The organism is Marinobacter sp. AL4B, from assembly GCF_019916045.1.
In the GTDB taxonomy this organism is placed as follows: domain Bacteria; phylum Pseudomonadota; class Gammaproteobacteria; order Pseudomonadales; family Oleiphilaceae; genus Marinobacter.
The window spans coordinates 675,623-693,329 of record NZ_JAILWZ010000013.1 but is presented as its reverse complement, the minus strand read 5'-3'; the positions used below and the strand labels follow the sequence as shown (position 1 = coordinate 693,329).

Genomic DNA, 17,707 nt, shown 5'->3' with positions numbered 1-17,707 from the left:
GAGATTGCTATGCCCCGTTTTGCTGCTAATTTGTCGATGCTGTTCACTGAGGTGCCGTTTCTTGAGCGGTTTGCCAGAGCCCGAGCTGTCGGGTTCACTGGCGTGGAGTATTTGTTTCCATACGAGTGGCCCGCTGAGGCGATTGCGGCGGAGCTGAAGGCGAATGTGCTGACTCAGGTATTGTTTAATCTACCGCCGGGGGATTGGCAGGCGGGCGAGCGGGGTATCGCCTGTTTGCCGGACCGGGTTGAGGAGTTTCGGGCTGGGGTGGAGCAAGGCATCGCTTATGCGAAGGTGCTGGGTTGTAAGCAGTTGAATTGTTTGGCGGGCTTAAAGCCGGAAGCGCTAAGCGAAGACGAAGCCTGGCGCACACTGGTGACGAATGTTCAGTATGCCGCCGAGCGATTTTCCGAGGCGGGGTTGACCTTGTGTCTGGAGGCGATTAATTCTCGTGTGGATATGCCGGGTTTTATGTTGGATACCACCGGCAAGGTGGTGGCGTTGATTGAAGAGGTGGATGCCGATAATGTGCGTCTACAGTTCGACATTTATCACATGCAGGTTATGGAAGGGGACCTGGTCCGGTCTATGGAGTGTTTGCTGCCGTGGATTGCTCACGTGCAATTTGCTGATAATCCGGGCCGGCACGAACCGGGCACCGGCGAGATTAACTTTTCGAATGTTTTTACAGCGTTGGATAACATGGGGTACGGGGGCTGGGTCAGTGCAGAGTACAGACCTTCAGGGGTAACAGAACAGACGCTGGGATGGTTCAGCTCCACAGCTTGACCGTCGCCAGACGCGACACCCTCTTACAAGATCGTAACTGGCCCGCGCTGCCGGTTCTTCGTAACCTTAGAGTTAATGTAATCCGCTATCAGGAGGGCTCACCGGTGAAAGCACTGGTAATCGAAGACGATCAGGATGTAGCAAGTTACCTGGTAAAGGGGCTAAAGGAATCCGACTTCGTAGTGGATCATGCTGCCGACGGTAAAGACGGCATGATGATGGCTGCGAGTGAAGAATACGACATCATGATTGTGGATCGTATGCTGCCCGGCATGGACGGCCTTTCCATCATCAAGACGGTGCGGGCCACTGGCAACCAGGTTCCCGTGCTGATTTTGAGTGCACTGGGCGATGTGGACGACCGGGTTGAAGGTCTGCGCGGGGGTGGTGATGATTACCTGACTAAACCATTCTCGTTCACCGAATTGCTGGCGCGGATCGAATCTTTGGTACGCCGCAACCGACAGGCGGCAGAAACCGAAACGGTTTTGAAAGTGGCCGACCTGGAGATGGATCTGCTCGCGCGTACCGTCAAGCGCTCCGGTCAGAACATTGATGTTCAGCCCCGTGAGTTCCGGTTGTTGGAATATTTGATGCGTAACGCCGGCCAGGTGGTCACCCGAACCATGCTGCTGGAGAAGGTTTGGGACTATCACTTTGATCCCCAGACTAACGTGATTGACGTGCACATCAGCCGTCTGCGCGCGAAAATCGATAAAGAATTCGACACGCCCTTGCTGCAAACAGTCCGGGGTGCGGGATACATGCTGCGTGAAACTGCTTAGTCAGCTCAGAACGTCGTCTTTCCAGCTGGCGCTGCTTTATATGGTGGTGTTTGCCACCTCGGTATTTTTGCTTTTGGCATTTATATACTGGCGCACAGCGGGATTCATGACCGCTCAGACTGATGAGACAATCGAGGCCGAAATTGCAGGCCTCGCGGAGCAGTACCGAGGGCGAGGCGTTAACGGATTAATTACCATTATCCGGGAACGTGTCGCACGAGACCCTAACGCTAAAACGGTTTACCTTCTTTCGACCGATGATCTGCTAAAGCTGGCGGGCAATATTGAAGACTGGCCGGAAGGCAGCCGCACGGCTGAAAGTGGCTGGATCAACTTTACTCTGGACTCTAGCGTAGGCTGGCAAGGCCCGGAACGATTAGCCCGTGCCCGTATCTTTGATGTACAGGGCGGCCTTCGATTGTTGGTCGGGCGCGACGTCGATGAACTGACCAGCCTCAAACGAGTGATCGAAGGTGCCATTAACTGGGGTATGGGTATTACCCTGGCGCTGGCTTTGTTGGGTGGCTTTTTAATGAGCCGAAGTACCACCCGCCGTATCGAAGTAATCAACAACACCTCTCGCCGTATCATGAACGGCCATCTTTCCTTGCGAATTCCGACCCGCGGTACCGAAGACGATTTTGACCAGCTGGCCGAAAACCTGAACCAGATGCTCGATCGTATTGTGTATTTGATGGAAGGCATTCGACACGTTTCCGACAGCATTGCTCACGATTTAAGAACCCCGCTGACACGGCTGCGCAACCAGCTGGAGCGAACCCTGATTTCTGTGGATAACGACGAAGCCCGGGAACAGGTTGGCCGGGCTGTAGGCGAGGCCGATCAGCTGCTAGCCACTTTCAATGCGTTGCTGAGAATTGCTCGGCTGGAAACCCGTGGCAATACAGCTGACATGAAAGTGATCTCGCTGGATGAGTTGGTGTGTGATGCTTGCGAGCTCTACGAAGCGCTGGCCGAAGACAAAGATCAGCAGTTTAAGCAGGTGATGGAGCCCAAAGTGATGATTGAGGGTGACCGGGATCTGCTGTTTCAGATGGTCAGTAACCTGATCGATAATGCGATCAAGTACACGCCTGAGCAAGGCGGTATTGTGGTTGTGGTTCGTAAAGAGGGAGCCAGTGCCATTTTCGAGGTGCAGGACTCCGGTATTGGTATTCCGGATGATGAAAAAGATCAGGTGTTTCAGCGTTTCTACCGGGTTGGTAAAAGTCGATCATTACCCGGAAACGGCTTGGGCTTGAGCTTGGTCAGCGCAGTGGCAGAGATTCACCAAGGAGAAATTCTGCTGAGTGACAGTCACCTCGACGCGGAGATGCCGGGGCTAACGGTTGCGGTGAAAATGCCTGCGTTCACCGGGGTAAGAAAGCGTATTAAGGCGGCCCAGATTGAGCAGATCCCCGACGGTGCGGATGAGGCGCGCTCATCCGCAGACAGTCAGGCGTAATCTCAGTGGCTGGCGCGGAAACGGTTAACTTGCGCCATTAAAGGGCTGAATAGTGCTTCCGCACGCCCTTCAACTAGCTTGGTCAGCCCTTCAAATTGAGCACGACGGTGATCCACTTTCACCTGCAGGCTGTCCCACTCACCTTCCAGGTGCTTTTGCTCAGCCATCATAAAGGCCGCAATGTTGTGGCGGTTTATCTTGTTGGTGATGCCCAGTTCTTCCAGTTTGAAGCCCAAGCTATCAACGCCTTCCAGCGCCAGATTCAGAATCTTTTGAGTGTTCATGGTGTGTCTCCACAAAATGGTGAGTAAGGGGTAGTGAGGGGGAAATTATCGATAGTGTCTAGAGTGTGCAACCTAATTTCCTGGCAGGGGAGATGTTGTGACGGCTCTTTCCAAAAGGTAATGCAGTGGCCACTGCCGGGTAATGGTCAAACTGCATAATGGTTATTGTAGATGAAGAAGCAGGCCCGCTAAGGTTGCTTCTTCCTCCAGCACAGCGCTAGCCTTATACCCCGTGATCCACGGGGTTTTTTTATGCCCCCACATTCTCTAGTCAGGTTGAGCGCAAACGTATCATGGTAAAACCCACATCTTCCGGACATCCGCCCCGCTACATTACTCCAGACGGCGAACAGGCGCTGCGAGAAGAGCTTCAGTACCTGTGGAAAATCAAGCGACCCGAAGTCACCCAAGCCGTTCGGGAAGCAGCCGCTCAAGGCGATCGCTCTGAAAATGCGGAATACATCTACGGAAAGAAACAATTGCGAGAGATTGATCGCCGGGTACGTTTTCTCAGCAAGCGGCTGGATGAGTTGACGGTCGTAGATCGGCTGCCGGAGGACCAATCTCGTGTGTATTTCGGAGCTTGGGTAACGGTCGAAGATGAAGATGGCGAGGAACAAACCTATCGTTTGGTGGGGGCGGATGAGTTTGATCTGACCAAAGGCTATTTAAGTATTAATGCGCAGCTGGCGAGAGCACTGATAGGAAAGCATCTGGATGATGACGTGTCGGTGAAAACACCCGATGGTTGGAAAAACGTTGTCATTACAGGCATTCGGTATAACGCTAACACGTCCACCGAGTGAGAGATGTCACAAAATCGTCTAATCGGTGAGCGGTTTGTCGATTTTGGCGATACACTGATCAAAAATTGTCACTCCAACTGAGTGCGCGCTCTGATCAGGATGATTGCCATGAATGCCGCTAACTACACCCCCGGAAAAACGTCAGGCCACGGCTTTTGGGGAGCGTGCATCGGATTGATGCTAGGGATTGGGTTGTCGTTGCCGACGTATGGTCAGGCATTGACCAGGGATGCCGACGCCTCGGTGTTTGAATACGAAGAGCGCTCCACCATTGAAACGATTCCTTTCCGTTCGATGGAGGAAGAAGTGTTGGCAAACACCGTTATCGAAGGCGGGCTAGCCGCTCCTGCCGCGGGTGTACCCGTGCAGGCGGGAAAAAACGCGGACTTTTATCTTGATCCCCTGGCACTTCAACCCCGGGACGAACGGACCGATCTGGGGCGGTCAGAAATCCCGGTGGATATCCGTTTCGCCAACCCGAAAGTGGTGCCGGGGCAGACTCACAGCAATAACTACTTGATCCGCCCACCTCAGAACCGAACTTACGACGCGCTTAATGTGAACATGACCGAGCGGCCATAACTTCCGTTGGCTTAGGCCGCAGCGCTGTCTTGCTGCTCCGGTTTGCTCAGCACGTCGTTATAGAAAAACTCGAGAGCTTGTCTGGCTTGGTTGAGCCGCGCCCGAGACACGCGCAATTGTTCATTTAGATACGCAAAAAAACGCGCCTGATCGTCGTCCGACAGGGTTCCAGGGTCTTGCAGATCATGAAATAGCACGAAACGGCTAATCCAATGCAGGTAGGTCTGTTCTGCCCGCTGGTTCAGTTCGCGTTTGTGAATAGCAGCTTGAACAAGGTTCACCAAGCCGGGGCGTGACTGCTCCAGCGCTTCAGTAATATCCATGTGTAAGATCTTCCGAATGACTTGTTGTTCTTATGGTGCGCGCATCATATGACAAACGTTTGAAAGGCGCAAAGATGAATCGAAAGAAGGGGCGTTACGGGGAAGAGTGCCGCCGCCGCTAGTGAGCAGCGGCAGCGACTGAAGCGTTTTACTTCAACGATTCGAGCTTGTCGATATACTGTTGCATGGCCTCTTCACTGGAAGTGCCTTTCAGTTTGTCCCACGCGTCGTACTTGGCGCGGCCAACGAAATCCATCATGCCGGGGCGCTTGCCCGTAACATCACCTTCGGTGGCTTGCTTGTAGAGGGCGTAGAATTCCAACTTTAGTTCGTTGGACGGCTTGAAGTCGCCTTCGGCGGTCTGGATGTAGTTTACTGATTCTTCAAACTTGGCTTTCAGGTCACTCATCGTTGTGGTCCTTGGTGTGCAGGGTTGCTTCCTATAAGGGTCAACGAAGTATAGCTTTGGGTGCCATCCCCGTCATTGACTAAAAGAGCGCTCTACTTGGCATTACGGCAATCTGGCAAAAGTTTGCCCGAGTGCTCATTTTGAGCCAATTATGGCCAATGGCTTATTGAGCTAGCTCGAACACCGGTGTAGAGTCTCGCTTGTTGTTTGCCAGGATGGCAGACACAAAGGAATGAAATACGTTGCAAATGAATTGCACAGGGAGCACGTCATGTCTGGTAAAGATGGTTCTGTCGCGCCAAAAGAGCGCATTAATATCAAGTATGTCCCCGCCACTGGCGACCAGCAGGCTGAAACCGAACTGCCGCTAAAGATGTTTGTGGTTGGCGATTTCAAGGGCCATGCTGAAGAAACCCCCATTGAAGACCGCAAAGCCATTTCTGTGGATAAGAACAACTTCCGTTCTGTGATGAAGGAAGCTGGCCTTACTCTATCAACCTCCGTGTCCAACAAGCTTGAAGATGACGCGGATGATCTTCCGGTGAATCTGCAGATTGAAAGTCTGGAAGACTTTTCGCCTGACAGCATCGCCCGCCAGGTTCCGGAGCTGAAAAAACTGATCGAACTGCGTGAAGCGCTTGTTGCTCTAAAGGGGCCGCTTGGCAATGTGCCGTCATTCCGCTCTAAGCTCCAAGAGTTGCTGGATGATGAACGCGCACGGGAATCGCTGCTGACGGAACTGGAACTGGCGACCGAAAACGACGAATAAGCGCGTTTCGGAAATCGGTTACACCTAACACCAATTATCAATTACGTACTGAAGGGATGTGGTATGTCTGATACTGCTGTGCAGCAATCTGCTGCCTCCGAATCCGTGGCAGAAGGCTCTCTGCTTGATCAGGTTATGGCCAATAGCCGCATGGCGCCGGCTGACGAAGGTTACGATGTCGCGCGCAAAGGTGTCGCAACATTTATTGCCAACCTGCTACAAAGCGACGAAAAAGGCCAACCGGTCAATAAGGCTCTGGTAGACCAGATGGTGGTAGAGCTGGACCGCAAGATCAGCGCGCAGATGGACGAAGTTCTGCACGCCCCCAAACTGCAAGAGCTGGAGTCGTCCTGGCGCGGCCTCAAACTCATGGTCGATCGCACAGAGTTCCGCGAAAACATCAAAGTAGACATCCTGCACGCCACCAAACAGGAACTGCTAGAAGACTTCGAATTTGCCCCAGACGTGACCCAAACCGGTTTCTACCAGCATGTATACTCGGCCGAATACGGCCAGTTTGGTGGTGAGCCGGTCGGTGCCATCGTTGGCAACTACGCTTTCAGTCCCTCTACGCCTGATATGAAGCTGCTGCAGTATGTGTCGTCCGTAGGCGCTATGGCTCACGCCCCGTTCCTGTCTTCCGTTGCACCGTCGTTCTTTGGTGTCGACAGCTACCAGGAGTTGCCGGCCATTAAGGAGCTGAGTGCTGTTTTTGAAGGCCCGAAATACGCCAAATGGCGTTCTCTGCGTGAATCCGAAGACGCTCGCTATCTGGGCCTGACCGCGCCGCGCTTCTTGTTGCGTACACCGTATGACCCCACTGAAAACCCGGTGCGTAGCTTTAATTACAAAGAAAACGTATCCGGCGATCACGAGCACTACCTGTGGGGTAATACTGCTTACTTGTTAGGTACTCGTTTGACCGATAGCTTTGCTAAATACCGTTGGTGCCCGAACATCATCGGCCCGCAAAGTGGCGGTGCGGTGGACGATTTGCCGGTGCACACCTTCGAGTCCTTCGGCCAGCTGGAAGCCAAGATCCCGACCGAGGTGTTAATCACCGACCGTCGTGAATACGAATTGGCGGAAGAAGGCTTCATCGCACTGACCATGCGCAAGGGCAGCGACAACGCCGCCTTCTTCTCGGCCAACTCTGTGCAAAAGCCCAAGCAGTTCCCGAACACCAAAGAAGGCAAAGAAGCGGAAACCAACTACAAGTTAGGCACCCAGCTGCCTTATATGATGATCGTGAACCGACTGGCTCACTACATCAAAGTGCTGCAGCGTGAGCAGATTGGCTCCTGGAAAGAACGTCAGGATCTGGAGCGTGAGCTGAACACCTGGATTCGCCAGTACGTAGCCGATCAGGAAAACCCACCGGCAGAAGTTCGCAGTCGTCGCCCGTTGCGCGCCGCGCAGGTGGTGGTCTCCGATGTTGAAGGCGATCCTGGCTGGTACCAGATCTCGCTGGCGGTCCGCCCGCACTTTAAGTACATGGGTGCGAACTTCGAGCTCTCGCTGGTTGGTCGATTGGACAAGGATTAATCCGTGTTCAGCGACACTGCGACTGACGGCGTTCGCAACACCGGCAGCCTGTTCGAACGACTCGAGCAGGCGGCGGCTCCCGCAGGGCATGGCATGGGAGAAGTGACCCATGTAGTGGAATCCATCAAACGACATTTGGTGCGTTTGCTGAACGCTCATCCGGGCAACAGTGCAAGCGTGCCGGACCTAGGATTGCTGGATTTCAACGACGCTACCTTGGGTACTCACGACCTGAGTATCCAGATTCGCGGGGCGATTCGTCAGTGTATCGAGAAGTTTGAGCCCAGAGTGAAACGGGTGGACGTGGTGGCGCTGCCACCGGGGCCGAACCCGTTGCAGTTGAAGTTTCAGGTCACGGTTTATCTGAGCGTCACAGGTAGTGATGACAGAACCACAATAGACTTGGTCTTAGATGAAAAGCGGTACTACCGGATAGCATAAATTCGAGTAGTTAAAGGCAAGGATGAGAGCGGTTGGACAGCACCCCGACCAACCGCTCGGAGCCAGACTGGTGCAGTATTTATGAAGTTGAATCGGTTCTACAGGGATGAATTGAGCTTTTTGCGGCTGCAAGGCAGGGAATTTGCCGATGCACACCCGCAGCTCACCCGATTTCTATCGGAACAAAGCACCGACCCAGACGTAGAGCGTCTTCTGGAAGGTTTTGCCTTCTTGACCGGCAAGCTGCGCGAAAAAGTGGAAGACGAATTTCCAGAGCTGACACACTCCCTGTTGAACATGCTCTGGCCCAATTACCTGCGGCCAGTGCCCAGTTGCACCATCATGCGTTTCGACCCTCAGCTGCACGCGATCAGCGAACGCCAGCGGGTAGAGCGCCACACCGAAATCAAAAGCCGGCCAGTGGGTGAAAGTACCCGCCAAACCCAGTGCCGATTCCGTACTTGCCGGGCTGTGGATATCTTTCCTGTCAGTGTGGCAGAAGCCCACGCCGAGCATTCCCGCGAAGTATCTTCAGTGTCAGTCGATCTGGCCCTGCACACCGACCAGCCATTGAACCAACTGGGCATGGACAGCCTGCGTTTCTATTTGGGGGGCGACAACCACACCGCCGAAACCCTATACCTATGGCTGAACCACTATCTAAGCCGCATGGAATTGGTGGTGGGCGACAGCGCATACAGCCTGCCCACATCGTTGCTCAAGCCCGTGGGCTTTGCCGCCGATGAAGCCATTCTGCCGTATCCGAAAAATGCCTATTCCGGCTACCGGATTATTCAGGAATATCTGAGCTTTCCCGAGGCCTTCCGGTTTATCGACGTCACCGGATTGAAACAACGCCTACCGGGGATCCAGGCAGACGAGATCAGCCTGCGCTTCCACTTCAGCCGCATTCTGCCGCCGGATACCCGCGTCACCCGGGATTCCCTGCAACTATATTGCACGCCAGCAGTGAACCTGTTCAGTCACGAAGGCGAGCCGGTGGATCTGAACGGTCGTGAAACCGAGTACCGAATTTCGCCGTCCAGCCGCTGCCCTGAACACTACGAAGTGTTTAGCATTGAACAAGTTGAAGGCTGGCTGGAAGGTCGTTCGGGCCGGGGCGAGCCCCGCTTATATACGGCGTTTGAGAGTTTCCAGCACGAAGTGGAGCGGGACCGTGGCCGCACCGCCTTGTATTACCGGGTGCGTACCCGCGAAAGTGTTCGGGGCGATGGCTTCGATCACTATATTTCTTTTGTACGTGCCGACGAATCTGACTGCATGAACCGGCAAGAGGCCGTGTCTCTGACACTCACCTGCACGAACCGACAATTGCCGCAACAGCTGGCGGTGGGTGAAATATGCATGGCCACAGAAACCACACCGGCCTTCGCCTCGTTTAGCAACATTACTCGACCCACCGCCACCCTGCGACCCACACTGGATGGCAGCCTGTTATGGACGTTGATCTCGAACCTGTCACTGAACTATCTGTCGATGCTCGATGTGGATGCATTGCGCACTGTGCTGCGGGTGTATGACTTTCGGGCTTTGGTAGATCGCCAGGCCGAGCGTGTGTCTCAGAAGCGGTTGGCGGGCATCAGCGACATTAACACGCAACCGGTTGACCGCATGGTGCGCGGTTTGCCGGTGCGGGGTATCCGGTCAGTGCTAAAACTCGACCAACAGAATTTCGCCAGCGAAGGCGATCTGTACCTGTTTGGCACGGTGTTGAGCCAGTTCTTTGCGCTCTACGCCAGCATTAACGCCTTTCACCAGCTGGAAGTGGTGAACACAGAGAATCAGGAACGGTACACATGGACGTTACAGCAAGGTCAGCAGCCGCTGATGTAGCCGGGCTCGAACCCGTTCTGGGCAATGCGCGGCGCTACAGTTTTTTTCAGCTGGTGGACCTGATTCACCGGCATCATGGCGATGATTTGGAAGGTTCTGGCTCAGGCGATCCGGTACAGGAACGCATTCGGTTTTCGGCCTCTGCCGGCTTGGGGTTTCCGGGCAGTGACGTGGTGTCGGCGTTGTCGCCGCAGCACGAGCACGCACCTTACCAAATGGAAGTGAGCTTTCTCGGGTTGCACGGTTCCCAGTCGCCGTTACCCGGCTATTACCTGGAAGATCTGGCGTGGGAAGCGGGCCAGAATCTGGGCGTGCGGCGGCATTTTTTGGATTTCTTTAACCACCGGTTGGTGACCCTGTTTCATCGGGCCTGGCGTAAGTACCGCTACTACATACGATTTCAGCCTGGTGCCAGTGACGGCTTTTCGGAACTGGTGTTCTCCCTAACTGGACTGGGTGATCGTCGTTTGCGGGAAGCGACACCCGTTAATTGGTCGAAAATGCTGGCCTATGCCGGCTTGATGGCGGGGCGTAGCCGGTCGCCGGAAGTGGTCAGCGGGATAGTTGCCCATTGCTTCGATCTAGAAGATGTCAGCATTGAGCAATGGGTACTAAGGAAGGTGGCCATTGCTGAAGACCAACAAACCCGCCTAGGGCAAGCGAATGCCAATCTCGGCCATAACACACTGATTGGATCGAGCATCCGGGACCGAAGTGGCAAATTCATACTTCGGCTGCGCAATCTAAGCCGACAGCGCTTTGCCGATTTTTTGCCCAACGGTGCTGAGCATGAACGGTTGGTGAAGTTGGTTGAGTTTGCCACCCGGGAGCAACTGGCTTACGACCTGGAGCTGGAAATGCGCCCCAAAGACATACGTCCCATGCGAATGGGGGAAGAGCTACGTTTGGGCTGGAACTCATTCGTGACACCGGAGCGCGCCAGCAAGCGACCGGCGGTGCGGATCCAGATCCGACGTTAAGGCAAGGAGCCAGAAGTGTGACCACGCAAACAGCAGAATTGAACTTAGTGATCACCAACCCCACGGAAGCGGGTGGTGGCGCCAGCCTTGAGCATCGTTTCAGCGCAAACGGGGGCTCGATTGGTACTGCGGCTAACGATACCTGGCGTTTATCGCCCCACCGCACCGGTGCCGTGGCGGGGCATGCTGAAGTGCGCTTTCTAGACGGCGGCTTCTGCCTGATTGACCGCAGCGGCAGAACCTATATCAACAGCAGCAGCCAACCTGTGGGCCGTGGACGGCGGGCGCGTTTGAGCCATGGCGATACCGTCACCATTGGCCGGTATCAGATCCGGGCGGAACTGCAGGGTGGCTTTGTGGGGCAATGCGAGTTGAGTGAGCCGAACGCGGAAGACCATCGGTTGGTGAATGCGGATGACGGCGAGTTATTGCGTTCAAGCCAGCGTCAAACTTTGCCGGAAGGCCGCGAACCTTTGGTCGGCCTGAAGAATCCGGACAACGAGCTGCACAGTAACGATCCACTGGCCCCTTGGCAGAAGCCTGAGGTGGCGGGTGATCAATGGCTTGCTCGTTCTACCGATGTGGACGAGGAATACCGGGAAAACCGGGATGTGGCGATGGGGCTGCCGGTGAACCGCACCGCCCGCAATCAGAGTGATCAGGAAAAGGAGCGACAGGGAATGTCAGATACAAGAGCACCTGCCCGAGATGCCAGTCGTCAACACATCAGCGGAGCGCCCTTATTGCGAGGGTTGCAGGCGGATATTGAATTTACCGACAGCGAAGACATGCAGCTGTTTCTGGAAGAGGCCGGGCAAACCCTGAAAGCTGTGGTGGATGGCCTGCTTACGCTACATCAGAGCGAAGATACCCGGCACCAGGCGCTGCGTACCCGCTTGCAGCCCCTTGAAGACAACCCGCTGCGACTGGGAAATGATTATCACGCCACCCTTCAAACCTTGTTTGCCGCTGAGCGCAGCCCGGTTCATCTATCTGCGCCCGCTGCGGTGAGAGAGAGCCTCGACAGCTTGAACCACCACCAGCGGGCCACGCAGGAAGCGATTCGCGAAGCCTTGGACGCCATTCTGCATGCCTTCTCGCCGGAGGCCTTGCTGAGAAGGTTCCACGGATATCGCCGTGGGCTCAAGGACAACGAAGACGAGGGCCTTTGGGCCTGGGACATGTACCAACATTATTACCAAGAACTACGGTCCAGTCGCCAGCAGGGTTTTGAACGCCTTTTCCAAGAGGTGTTCGACCAGGCTTACGACCAACACTTGCGCCAATTACAGAGGGAGAATGGCTAGTGAAGTACTGCAAATGGAGCTTGCTGACGATGGTTATGTTGCTGGTGGGGTGCAGCACCCCCTATGACGCGGTTACTAAAACCGCAAAAGTGCTGTGGGACCCTGACATCCCTGTGGGCTATCCGGAAGATCAGCCAAGCCGGGTGGATCTGACCATGCTGGCCGAACCGAGTGTCAACCCGAATCAGTCACTGGCTCCCACGCCGATCGCGTTTCAGATTATTGAGCTTCGGGACAGTTCGCTATTGATGGCGGGTGATTTCGATCAGTTACTGAATAACCTTGAAGACTCGTTGGGCCGCAACTATGTGGACCACAGCGATTACACCCTGGTGCCCGGCCAGTTCAAGTTTGTGGAGTCGTTCGAGATCAGCGAAGACACCCGGTTTATCGGTGTGATTGCTTTCTACGCATACCCTAACTTATCGCAATGGAAGAAGGTGGTGAAGGTAGACCCCATTGGTGGCACCTACCATTTGCTGGTCAACCTGCGCGAGCGGGAAGTAAAACTGACACGTTCGGATGAAAGCTGATGGCTGTTAGCAATCGAGTGGTCTGGAGTGATGGGCTATTCATCAAACCCCAGCACTTCCAGCAACAACAACGGTATTTGGAACATCAGATCAACGAGCGCGCATTGGCGGTTTCCGACCACCTTTACGGCTTCAGCGATCTGGAGCTGAATGCGGAATACCTGAGTTTTGGCCGAGTGGGTCTGGTCCGGGCTACCGGATTGTTCCCGGACGGCACGCGCTTCAATTTGCCTCAAGACGATGTGATGCCTGAGCCGTTGGAAATTACCGATGCGTCGGTGGCCAATCAGGTCGTGTATCTGGCGTTGCCGCTTGGGAGCGATTCTCTGGCGGAAGTGGAGTGGCCCGAGGCACCGGTTGCCGGGCGATTCCGGGCGTTGTCTGTCGAAATTCGCGATTTGCATTCCATTGATGGCGATGCCCACAGCATTGATGTTGGACGAGTGGCACCGCGTCTGATGCTAGAGCGGGAAGATCGCAGCGCCTACGCGGCTTTGGCCATTGGTCGAATTCTGGAAAAACGGCCAGACGGCAGCCTGGTGATGGACCCTAACTTCCTGCCCACCATGCTCAGCGTGCGCGCAGCATCTCGTTTGCAACGATTTGTGGGTGAAATGGCCGGATTGATGCAGGAACGCGCCCGCAACATTGCCGAGCGGGTGGGTGCGCCGGGGCAGGGCGGTGTGGCCGACGTGTCGGACTTCATGCTGCTGCAAATGCTAAACCGAGCGCATCCAAAGTTCATGCACTTGGCGCGTTTACGCCAGTTGCATCCCGAGCGGCTGTACGAAGCGTTGCTGGAGCTGTGTGGTGAATTGGTGACCTTCACTGATGAAAGTCGGATGCCGCGGGAATATACCCCCTACGATCACGACCTGCCGGAAGGCTGTTTCAGCCCGCTGATGCAGGTGCTGCGACAAGCCCTGAGCACCGTGCTGGAGCCGCGAGCATTGTCTATTGCACTGCAACAGCGCCAGTACGGGCTGACGGTAGCACCGGTTCAGGACGGTCAGTTGATCAAGGATGCCGAGTTCATCCTGGCGGTCAAAGCCGACATGCCACTGGACGATCTGCGTAAGCAGTTCACTCAGCAGTGCAAAGTGGCGTCGGTGGAAAAAATACGGGATCTCATCAGCTTGCAGCTGCCGGGTATTCCGCTGTCGGCTTTGCCCGTGGCACCGCGCCAGCTGCCCTATCATGCAGGTTTTGTGTACTTCCGATTGGATGACCAGAGCCAAGCTTGGCAAATGCTCGACAACGCCAGCGGCTTTGCGTTCCACGTAGCGGGCAGTTATCCGGGGCTGGAAATGCAGTTCTGGGCAATCAGGAGCTAAATAATGACCAATGCACCGGTAATGGATCGACCAAACACCACCACGGGCTCAGGTGATAGTGCATTCAGTGATTTGTTGTTCGCGGACCCCGATAACACAGGTCGCCGTGCCGAAGTGGGGGATACCCATTTTCAGCTTCGCGGGCTGGAAGAAAATCGCTTGATTGATGCCAGTACACCGTTGTTGGGGCTGGTTATCCGGGTTCGCCGGTTGGCCGATTTTCACGATGTGGAAAACTTGTACCAGCAGGTTGTTGATGAGGTGGCGGCCATTGACCGCGAACTGATCGAACAAGGCCATGAACGGCCCATCGTGGTGGCTTATCGGTATGTGCTCTGTGCCTTTATCGACGAAGCGGTATTGGGCACGGATTGGGGCGCACACAGCGTGTGGTCGCAGCACTCGTTACTCTCGCGTTTCCATAACGAAACCTGGGGCGGCGAAAAAGTGTTCGCCATTCTGGCTCGCATGGAGAAAGAGCCGGAACGCTACCGCGACATGCTCGGGTTCATCTATCTGTGCCTGTGTCTAGGCTTTGAAGGTCGCTACAAGGTCATGGAAAGTGGCCGTGACGAGTACCAGCAAATCCTTCGCGGCTTGTACGAACAGCTGCGCGACCTGCGCGGAGATCGTGATCCAAAGCCACTGGCCGATGCCTCGGAAAATGTGGTCCCAGCACGTAACCGCTTGCGGACAGGCATGCCGATTTGGCTTATCACCGGCGCTTTAACGGCGGCCATGGTCGGAATTTATCACTTGTATAACGTAGCGCTGAACGAACGCATCAGGGATGTGCTCAGCGTACTGGAACAACTACCGAAATAAGGACATCACTGTGATTCGGGTAGAACTACCGGCGCTGATCGGGCGCCTTAACGAGATTTCCCGTCAGGCTCTGGAAGGGTCTGCCGCGCTGTGCATCAGCCGACAAGGGGCGGAAATTACGCCGGCACACTTGCTGTTCAAACTGCTGGAAACGCCGTTTTCCGATGTGCGTCAGATTCTGGAACAAACCGGCATCAACTATCAGGGACTGCAGCCGCTGGTAGGCGACAGCCTGAACGGCGAGCCACAAAGCGCTGAGCCATACCCATCCTTTTCACCCTTGCTGGTGGAACTGATGCAGGATGCTTGGCTGCTGGCCTCAACCGAACTCGGCCACAGCGATTTGCGTTCTGGTGCCTTGTTTTTGGCGTTGTTGATGAACGCCGATCGCTATCTGATGCCGCGAGTTGCACAGGCCTTGGTGGACATCAATCGCGAACAACTGCGTAAGCAGTTCGACCGGCTCACCGACGGTTCGGTGGAGCGCCCGCAGCTGGCAGAGAATGGTTCGGTCAAACCAGCCGCCGATGCCGACATGGACCCGCTCACGCGTTACGCCACTGACTTCACCAAACTGGCCCGGGACGAAAAACTTGACCCTGTGGTATGCCGGGATGCCGAAATTGACCAGATGATCGACATCCTATGCCGTCGCCGTAAGAATAACCCCATCGTGGTAGGTGATGCCGGTGTGGGCAAAAGCGCTGTGGTCGAAGGGCTGGCCCTGCGAGTCGTTAGTGGCAACGTCCCTGACCGCCTGAAAAACGTCGAACTCTGGACCCTAGACATGGGCGCGCTGCAAGCCGGCGCGTCGGTGAAAGGCGAATTTGAGAAACGTCTGAAAGGCGTCATCGAAGCGGTCAAAGGCTCAGCCACCCCGATCATCCTGTTCATCGACGAAGCCCACACCTTGATTGGCGCGGGTAACAGCGAGGGTGGTTCAGACGCTGCTAATCTGCTGAAACCCGCATTGGCTCGCGGTGAGCTGCGCACCATCGCCGCCACTACCTGGCGCGAGTACAAAAAATACTTCGAAAAAGACCCGGCCCTGAGCCGGCGCTTCCAGCCGGTCGCTTTGGATGAGCCCACGCCGGGTGAGGCTGTTCACATCCTGCGTGGTTTGCGCACCGTCTACGAAAAAGCCCACAAAGTCTTGGTAGTCGACAGTGCGTTAAAAGCCTCAGCCGAAATGTCGGCCCGTTATCTGGCTGGACGCCAGTTGCCGGACAAAGCCATCGACGTATTGGACACCGCCTGCGCCCGCGTCAGCCTGAATCTGAGCACCCCGCCTCGCCGATTGAGCCACGTGCGCAGCGAACTGCACCAAATGGCTATGGAGCAAGAGCTGTTGAGTCGGGAACACACGCTTGGTCAAGCGGTTGATAGCGAACGAGAGCAGGCGCTGGAACAGCGCATTGACGAGCTTACCGCTGAGGCCGAAGCCCTGGAGCAAAGCTGGAACGACCAGCGAGAGCTGGTGGCTCGTTTGGTCGAAATCCGCGAACAATTGCTGACTGGAGAAGTGTCGGAAGTTCTGGAAGCAACGACCGATGCCGACAACGAAGAGCGCCCGGATCTGAAAAGCGAAGCCGCAGCCATTGAACAGGAACTGGCTGAACTCCAAGCCGACGAACCGCTGGTTCACGCCCGCGTTGATGCTCGCCAAGTGGCCGAAGTCATCGCCGACTGGACCGGTATTCCGGTCAACCGCATGACCACCGACGAGCTGGAAAAAATCACCCACTTGCCGGAATACCTGCAGGCCCACATCAAAGGCCAGGACACCGCCATCGATTGCTTGCATCAGCACCTGCTGACCGCCCGCGCCGACCTGCGCCGGCCCGGCCGCCCCATGGGTGCCTTCCTGCTGGTTGGCCCGAGTGGTGTAGGGAAAACTGAAACCGTGGTGCAGCTGGCCGAACTGCTCTACGGCGGCCGACAGTTCCTCACCACCATCAACATGTCTGAGTACCAGGAAAAACACACCGTTTCCCGCCTGATTGGCTCACCCCCGGGATACGTTGGCTTTGGCGAAGGCGGCATCCTTACCGAAGCCATCCGCCAGAAACCTTATTCGGTGGTGTTGCTGGACGAAGTCGAAAAAGCCCACCCGGAAGTCCTCAACCTGTTCTATCAGGCCTTTGACAAAGGCGAACTGGCAGATGGGGAAGGACGGTTGATCGACTGCAAAAACGTGGTCTTCTTCCTGACCTCCAACCTTGGCTACCAGACCATCGTTAACCACGCCGAAGAGCCGGAAAAGATCGAAGAAGCGCTCTACCCGGAACTGGCCAACTTCTTCAAACCGGCCCTGCTGGCGCGCATGGAAGTGGTGCCCTACCTGCCGTTGGGCGAAGACACCCTCAACCGCATCGTGGGAGATAAACTCCAGCGCCTGGCTGACCAAATCACGGCCCGTTACCACACCGAAGTAGAGTTGGACGACGGCCTGGTAGAAGCCATCCGAAGCCGCGCCACCCGAAGCGAAAACGGTGCACGGATGCTGGAATCGATCATCGAAGGTGAATTGCTGCCACCGGTATCCTTGGCGCTGCTGGAAAAACTGGCGGCAAGAGAGCCGGTGACCAAGGTCACCTTGGGCGTGAACGACGGAAAGTTCACGGGAATAGTGGCTTAGGTTAACTGTGAAGTAGCTCAACCCCACGGTGTGCGGGC

18 protein-coding genes are annotated in these 17,707 nt (G+C 55.5%); 15 read left to right on the top strand and 3 right to left on the bottom strand.

The annotated features are described in order from the left end of the window. Window positions 1–9 precede the first annotated feature (9 nt). The 3 genes from hyi (at window position 10) to K5L82_RS13510 (ending at window position 3,039) form a co-directional block, all read left to right on the top strand. On the top strand, window positions 10–789 hold the full coding sequence (gene hyi / locus K5L82_RS13520) for a hydroxypyruvate isomerase (protein WP_223134503.1): 780 nt from the start codon (window positions 10–12) through the stop codon (window positions 787–789). A gap of 104 nt (window positions 790–893) precedes the next feature. After that, entirely contained in the window at window positions 894–1,574 is a 681-nt protein-coding gene (locus K5L82_RS13515) for a response regulator transcription factor (RefSeq protein WP_133007660.1), read from the top strand. Further along, window positions 1,561–3,039, top strand: coding sequence for an ATP-binding protein (locus K5L82_RS13510; protein WP_223134502.1), 1,479 nt, complete (start codon window positions 1,561–1,563; stop codon window positions 3,037–3,039). The genes K5L82_RS13515 and K5L82_RS13510 overlap by 14 nt, the downstream gene beginning before the upstream one ends. A 2-nt stretch (window positions 3,040–3,041) precedes the next feature. Here the strand turns inward: K5L82_RS13510 and K5L82_RS13505 are convergent, their stop codons facing one another. Continuing rightward, window positions 3,042–3,323, bottom strand: a complete 282-nt coding sequence (locus K5L82_RS13505) for a hypothetical protein (protein WP_223134501.1) — start codon at window positions 3,321–3,323, stop codon at window positions 3,042–3,044. A 293-nt stretch (window positions 3,324–3,616) separates the two neighbouring features. On the opposite strand from K5L82_RS13505, the gene greB reads away from it, so the two are divergent. Both greB and K5L82_RS13495 read left to right on the top strand, forming a co-directional pair. After that, a complete protein-coding gene (gene greB / locus K5L82_RS13500) occupies window positions 3,617–4,129 on the top strand; it encodes a transcription elongation factor GreB (RefSeq protein ID WP_223134500.1) in 513 nt (170 codons plus the stop codon). A 108-nt stretch (window positions 4,130–4,237) separates the two neighbouring features. After that, window positions 4,238–4,711: a hypothetical protein gene (locus K5L82_RS13495; RefSeq protein ID WP_165950624.1), complete on the top strand. Its 474-nt coding sequence runs from the start codon at window positions 4,238–4,240 to the stop codon at window positions 4,709–4,711. An 11-nt stretch (window positions 4,712–4,722) separates the two neighbouring features. Here the strand turns inward: K5L82_RS13495 and K5L82_RS13490 are convergent, their stop codons facing one another. Then, window positions 4,723–5,034, bottom strand: a complete 312-nt coding sequence (locus tag K5L82_RS13490) for a site-specific integrase (RefSeq protein ID WP_223134499.1) — start codon at window positions 5,032–5,034, stop codon at window positions 4,723–4,725. 148 nt (window positions 5,035–5,182) lie between these two features. Next, window positions 5,183–5,443, bottom strand: coding sequence for an acyl-CoA-binding protein (locus K5L82_RS13485; protein WP_133007096.1), 261 nt, complete (start codon window positions 5,441–5,443; stop codon window positions 5,183–5,185). Between the two features lie 271 nt (window positions 5,444–5,714). On the opposite strand from K5L82_RS13485, the gene tssB reads away from it, so the two are divergent. From tssB to tssH, 10 genes are all read left to right on the top strand, one after another. Continuing rightward, on the top strand, window positions 5,715–6,212 hold the full coding sequence (tssB, locus tag K5L82_RS13480) for a type VI secretion system contractile sheath small subunit (protein ID WP_223134498.1): 498 nt from the start codon (window positions 5,715–5,717) through the stop codon (window positions 6,210–6,212). A 63-nt stretch (window positions 6,213–6,275) separates the two neighbouring features. After that, entirely contained in the window at window positions 6,276–7,757 is a 1,482-nt protein-coding gene (gene tssC / locus K5L82_RS13475) for a type VI secretion system contractile sheath large subunit (RefSeq protein ID WP_223134497.1), read from the top strand. A gap of 3 nt (window positions 7,758–7,760) precedes the next feature. Beyond that, window positions 7,761–8,198: a type VI secretion system baseplate subunit TssE gene (gene tssE, locus K5L82_RS13470; RefSeq protein WP_223134496.1), complete on the top strand. Its 438-nt coding sequence runs from the start codon at window positions 7,761–7,763 to the stop codon at window positions 8,196–8,198. An 81-nt stretch (window positions 8,199–8,279) separates the two neighbouring features. Further along, on the top strand, window positions 8,280–10,052 hold the full coding sequence (gene tssF, locus K5L82_RS13465) for a type VI secretion system baseplate subunit TssF (RefSeq protein WP_223134495.1): 1,773 nt from the start codon (window positions 8,280–8,282) through the stop codon (window positions 10,050–10,052). Further along, entirely contained in the window at window positions 10,016–11,032 is a 1,017-nt protein-coding gene (gene tssG / locus K5L82_RS13460) for a type VI secretion system baseplate subunit TssG (RefSeq protein ID WP_133007101.1), read from the top strand. Before tssF ends, tssG begins: the two co-directional genes overlap by 37 nt. A 17-nt stretch (window positions 11,033–11,049) precedes the next feature. Further along, a complete protein-coding gene (tagH, locus tag K5L82_RS13455; protein WP_133007102.1) occupies window positions 11,050–12,339 on the top strand; it encodes a type VI secretion system-associated FHA domain protein TagH in 1,290 nt (429 codons plus the stop codon). After that, window positions 12,339–12,872 (top strand): type VI secretion system lipoprotein TssJ, encoded by a 534-nt coding sequence (gene tssJ / locus K5L82_RS13450; protein WP_133007103.1) that lies wholly within the window; start codon window positions 12,339–12,341, stop codon window positions 12,870–12,872. Before tagH ends, tssJ begins: the two co-directional genes overlap by 1 nt. Continuing rightward, window positions 12,872–14,206 (top strand): type VI secretion system baseplate subunit TssK, encoded by a 1,335-nt coding sequence (gene tssK, locus K5L82_RS13445; RefSeq protein ID WP_223134494.1) that lies wholly within the window; start codon window positions 12,872–12,874, stop codon window positions 14,204–14,206. The genes tssJ and tssK overlap by 1 nt, the downstream gene beginning before the upstream one ends. A 3-nt stretch (window positions 14,207–14,209) precedes the next feature. Continuing rightward, the gene (gene icmH / locus K5L82_RS13440; protein WP_223134493.1) at window positions 14,210–15,031 is read left to right on the top strand and encodes a type IVB secretion system protein IcmH/DotU; all 822 of its coding nucleotides are present in this window, start codon (window positions 14,210–14,212) and stop codon (window positions 15,029–15,031) included. Next, on the top strand, window positions 14,997–17,669 hold the full coding sequence (tssH, locus tag K5L82_RS13435) for a type VI secretion system ATPase TssH (RefSeq protein ID WP_223134492.1): 2,673 nt from the start codon (window positions 14,997–14,999) through the stop codon (window positions 17,667–17,669). Before icmH ends, tssH begins: the two co-directional genes overlap by 35 nt. The last annotated feature ends 38 nt before the right edge of the window (window positions 17,670–17,707 follow it).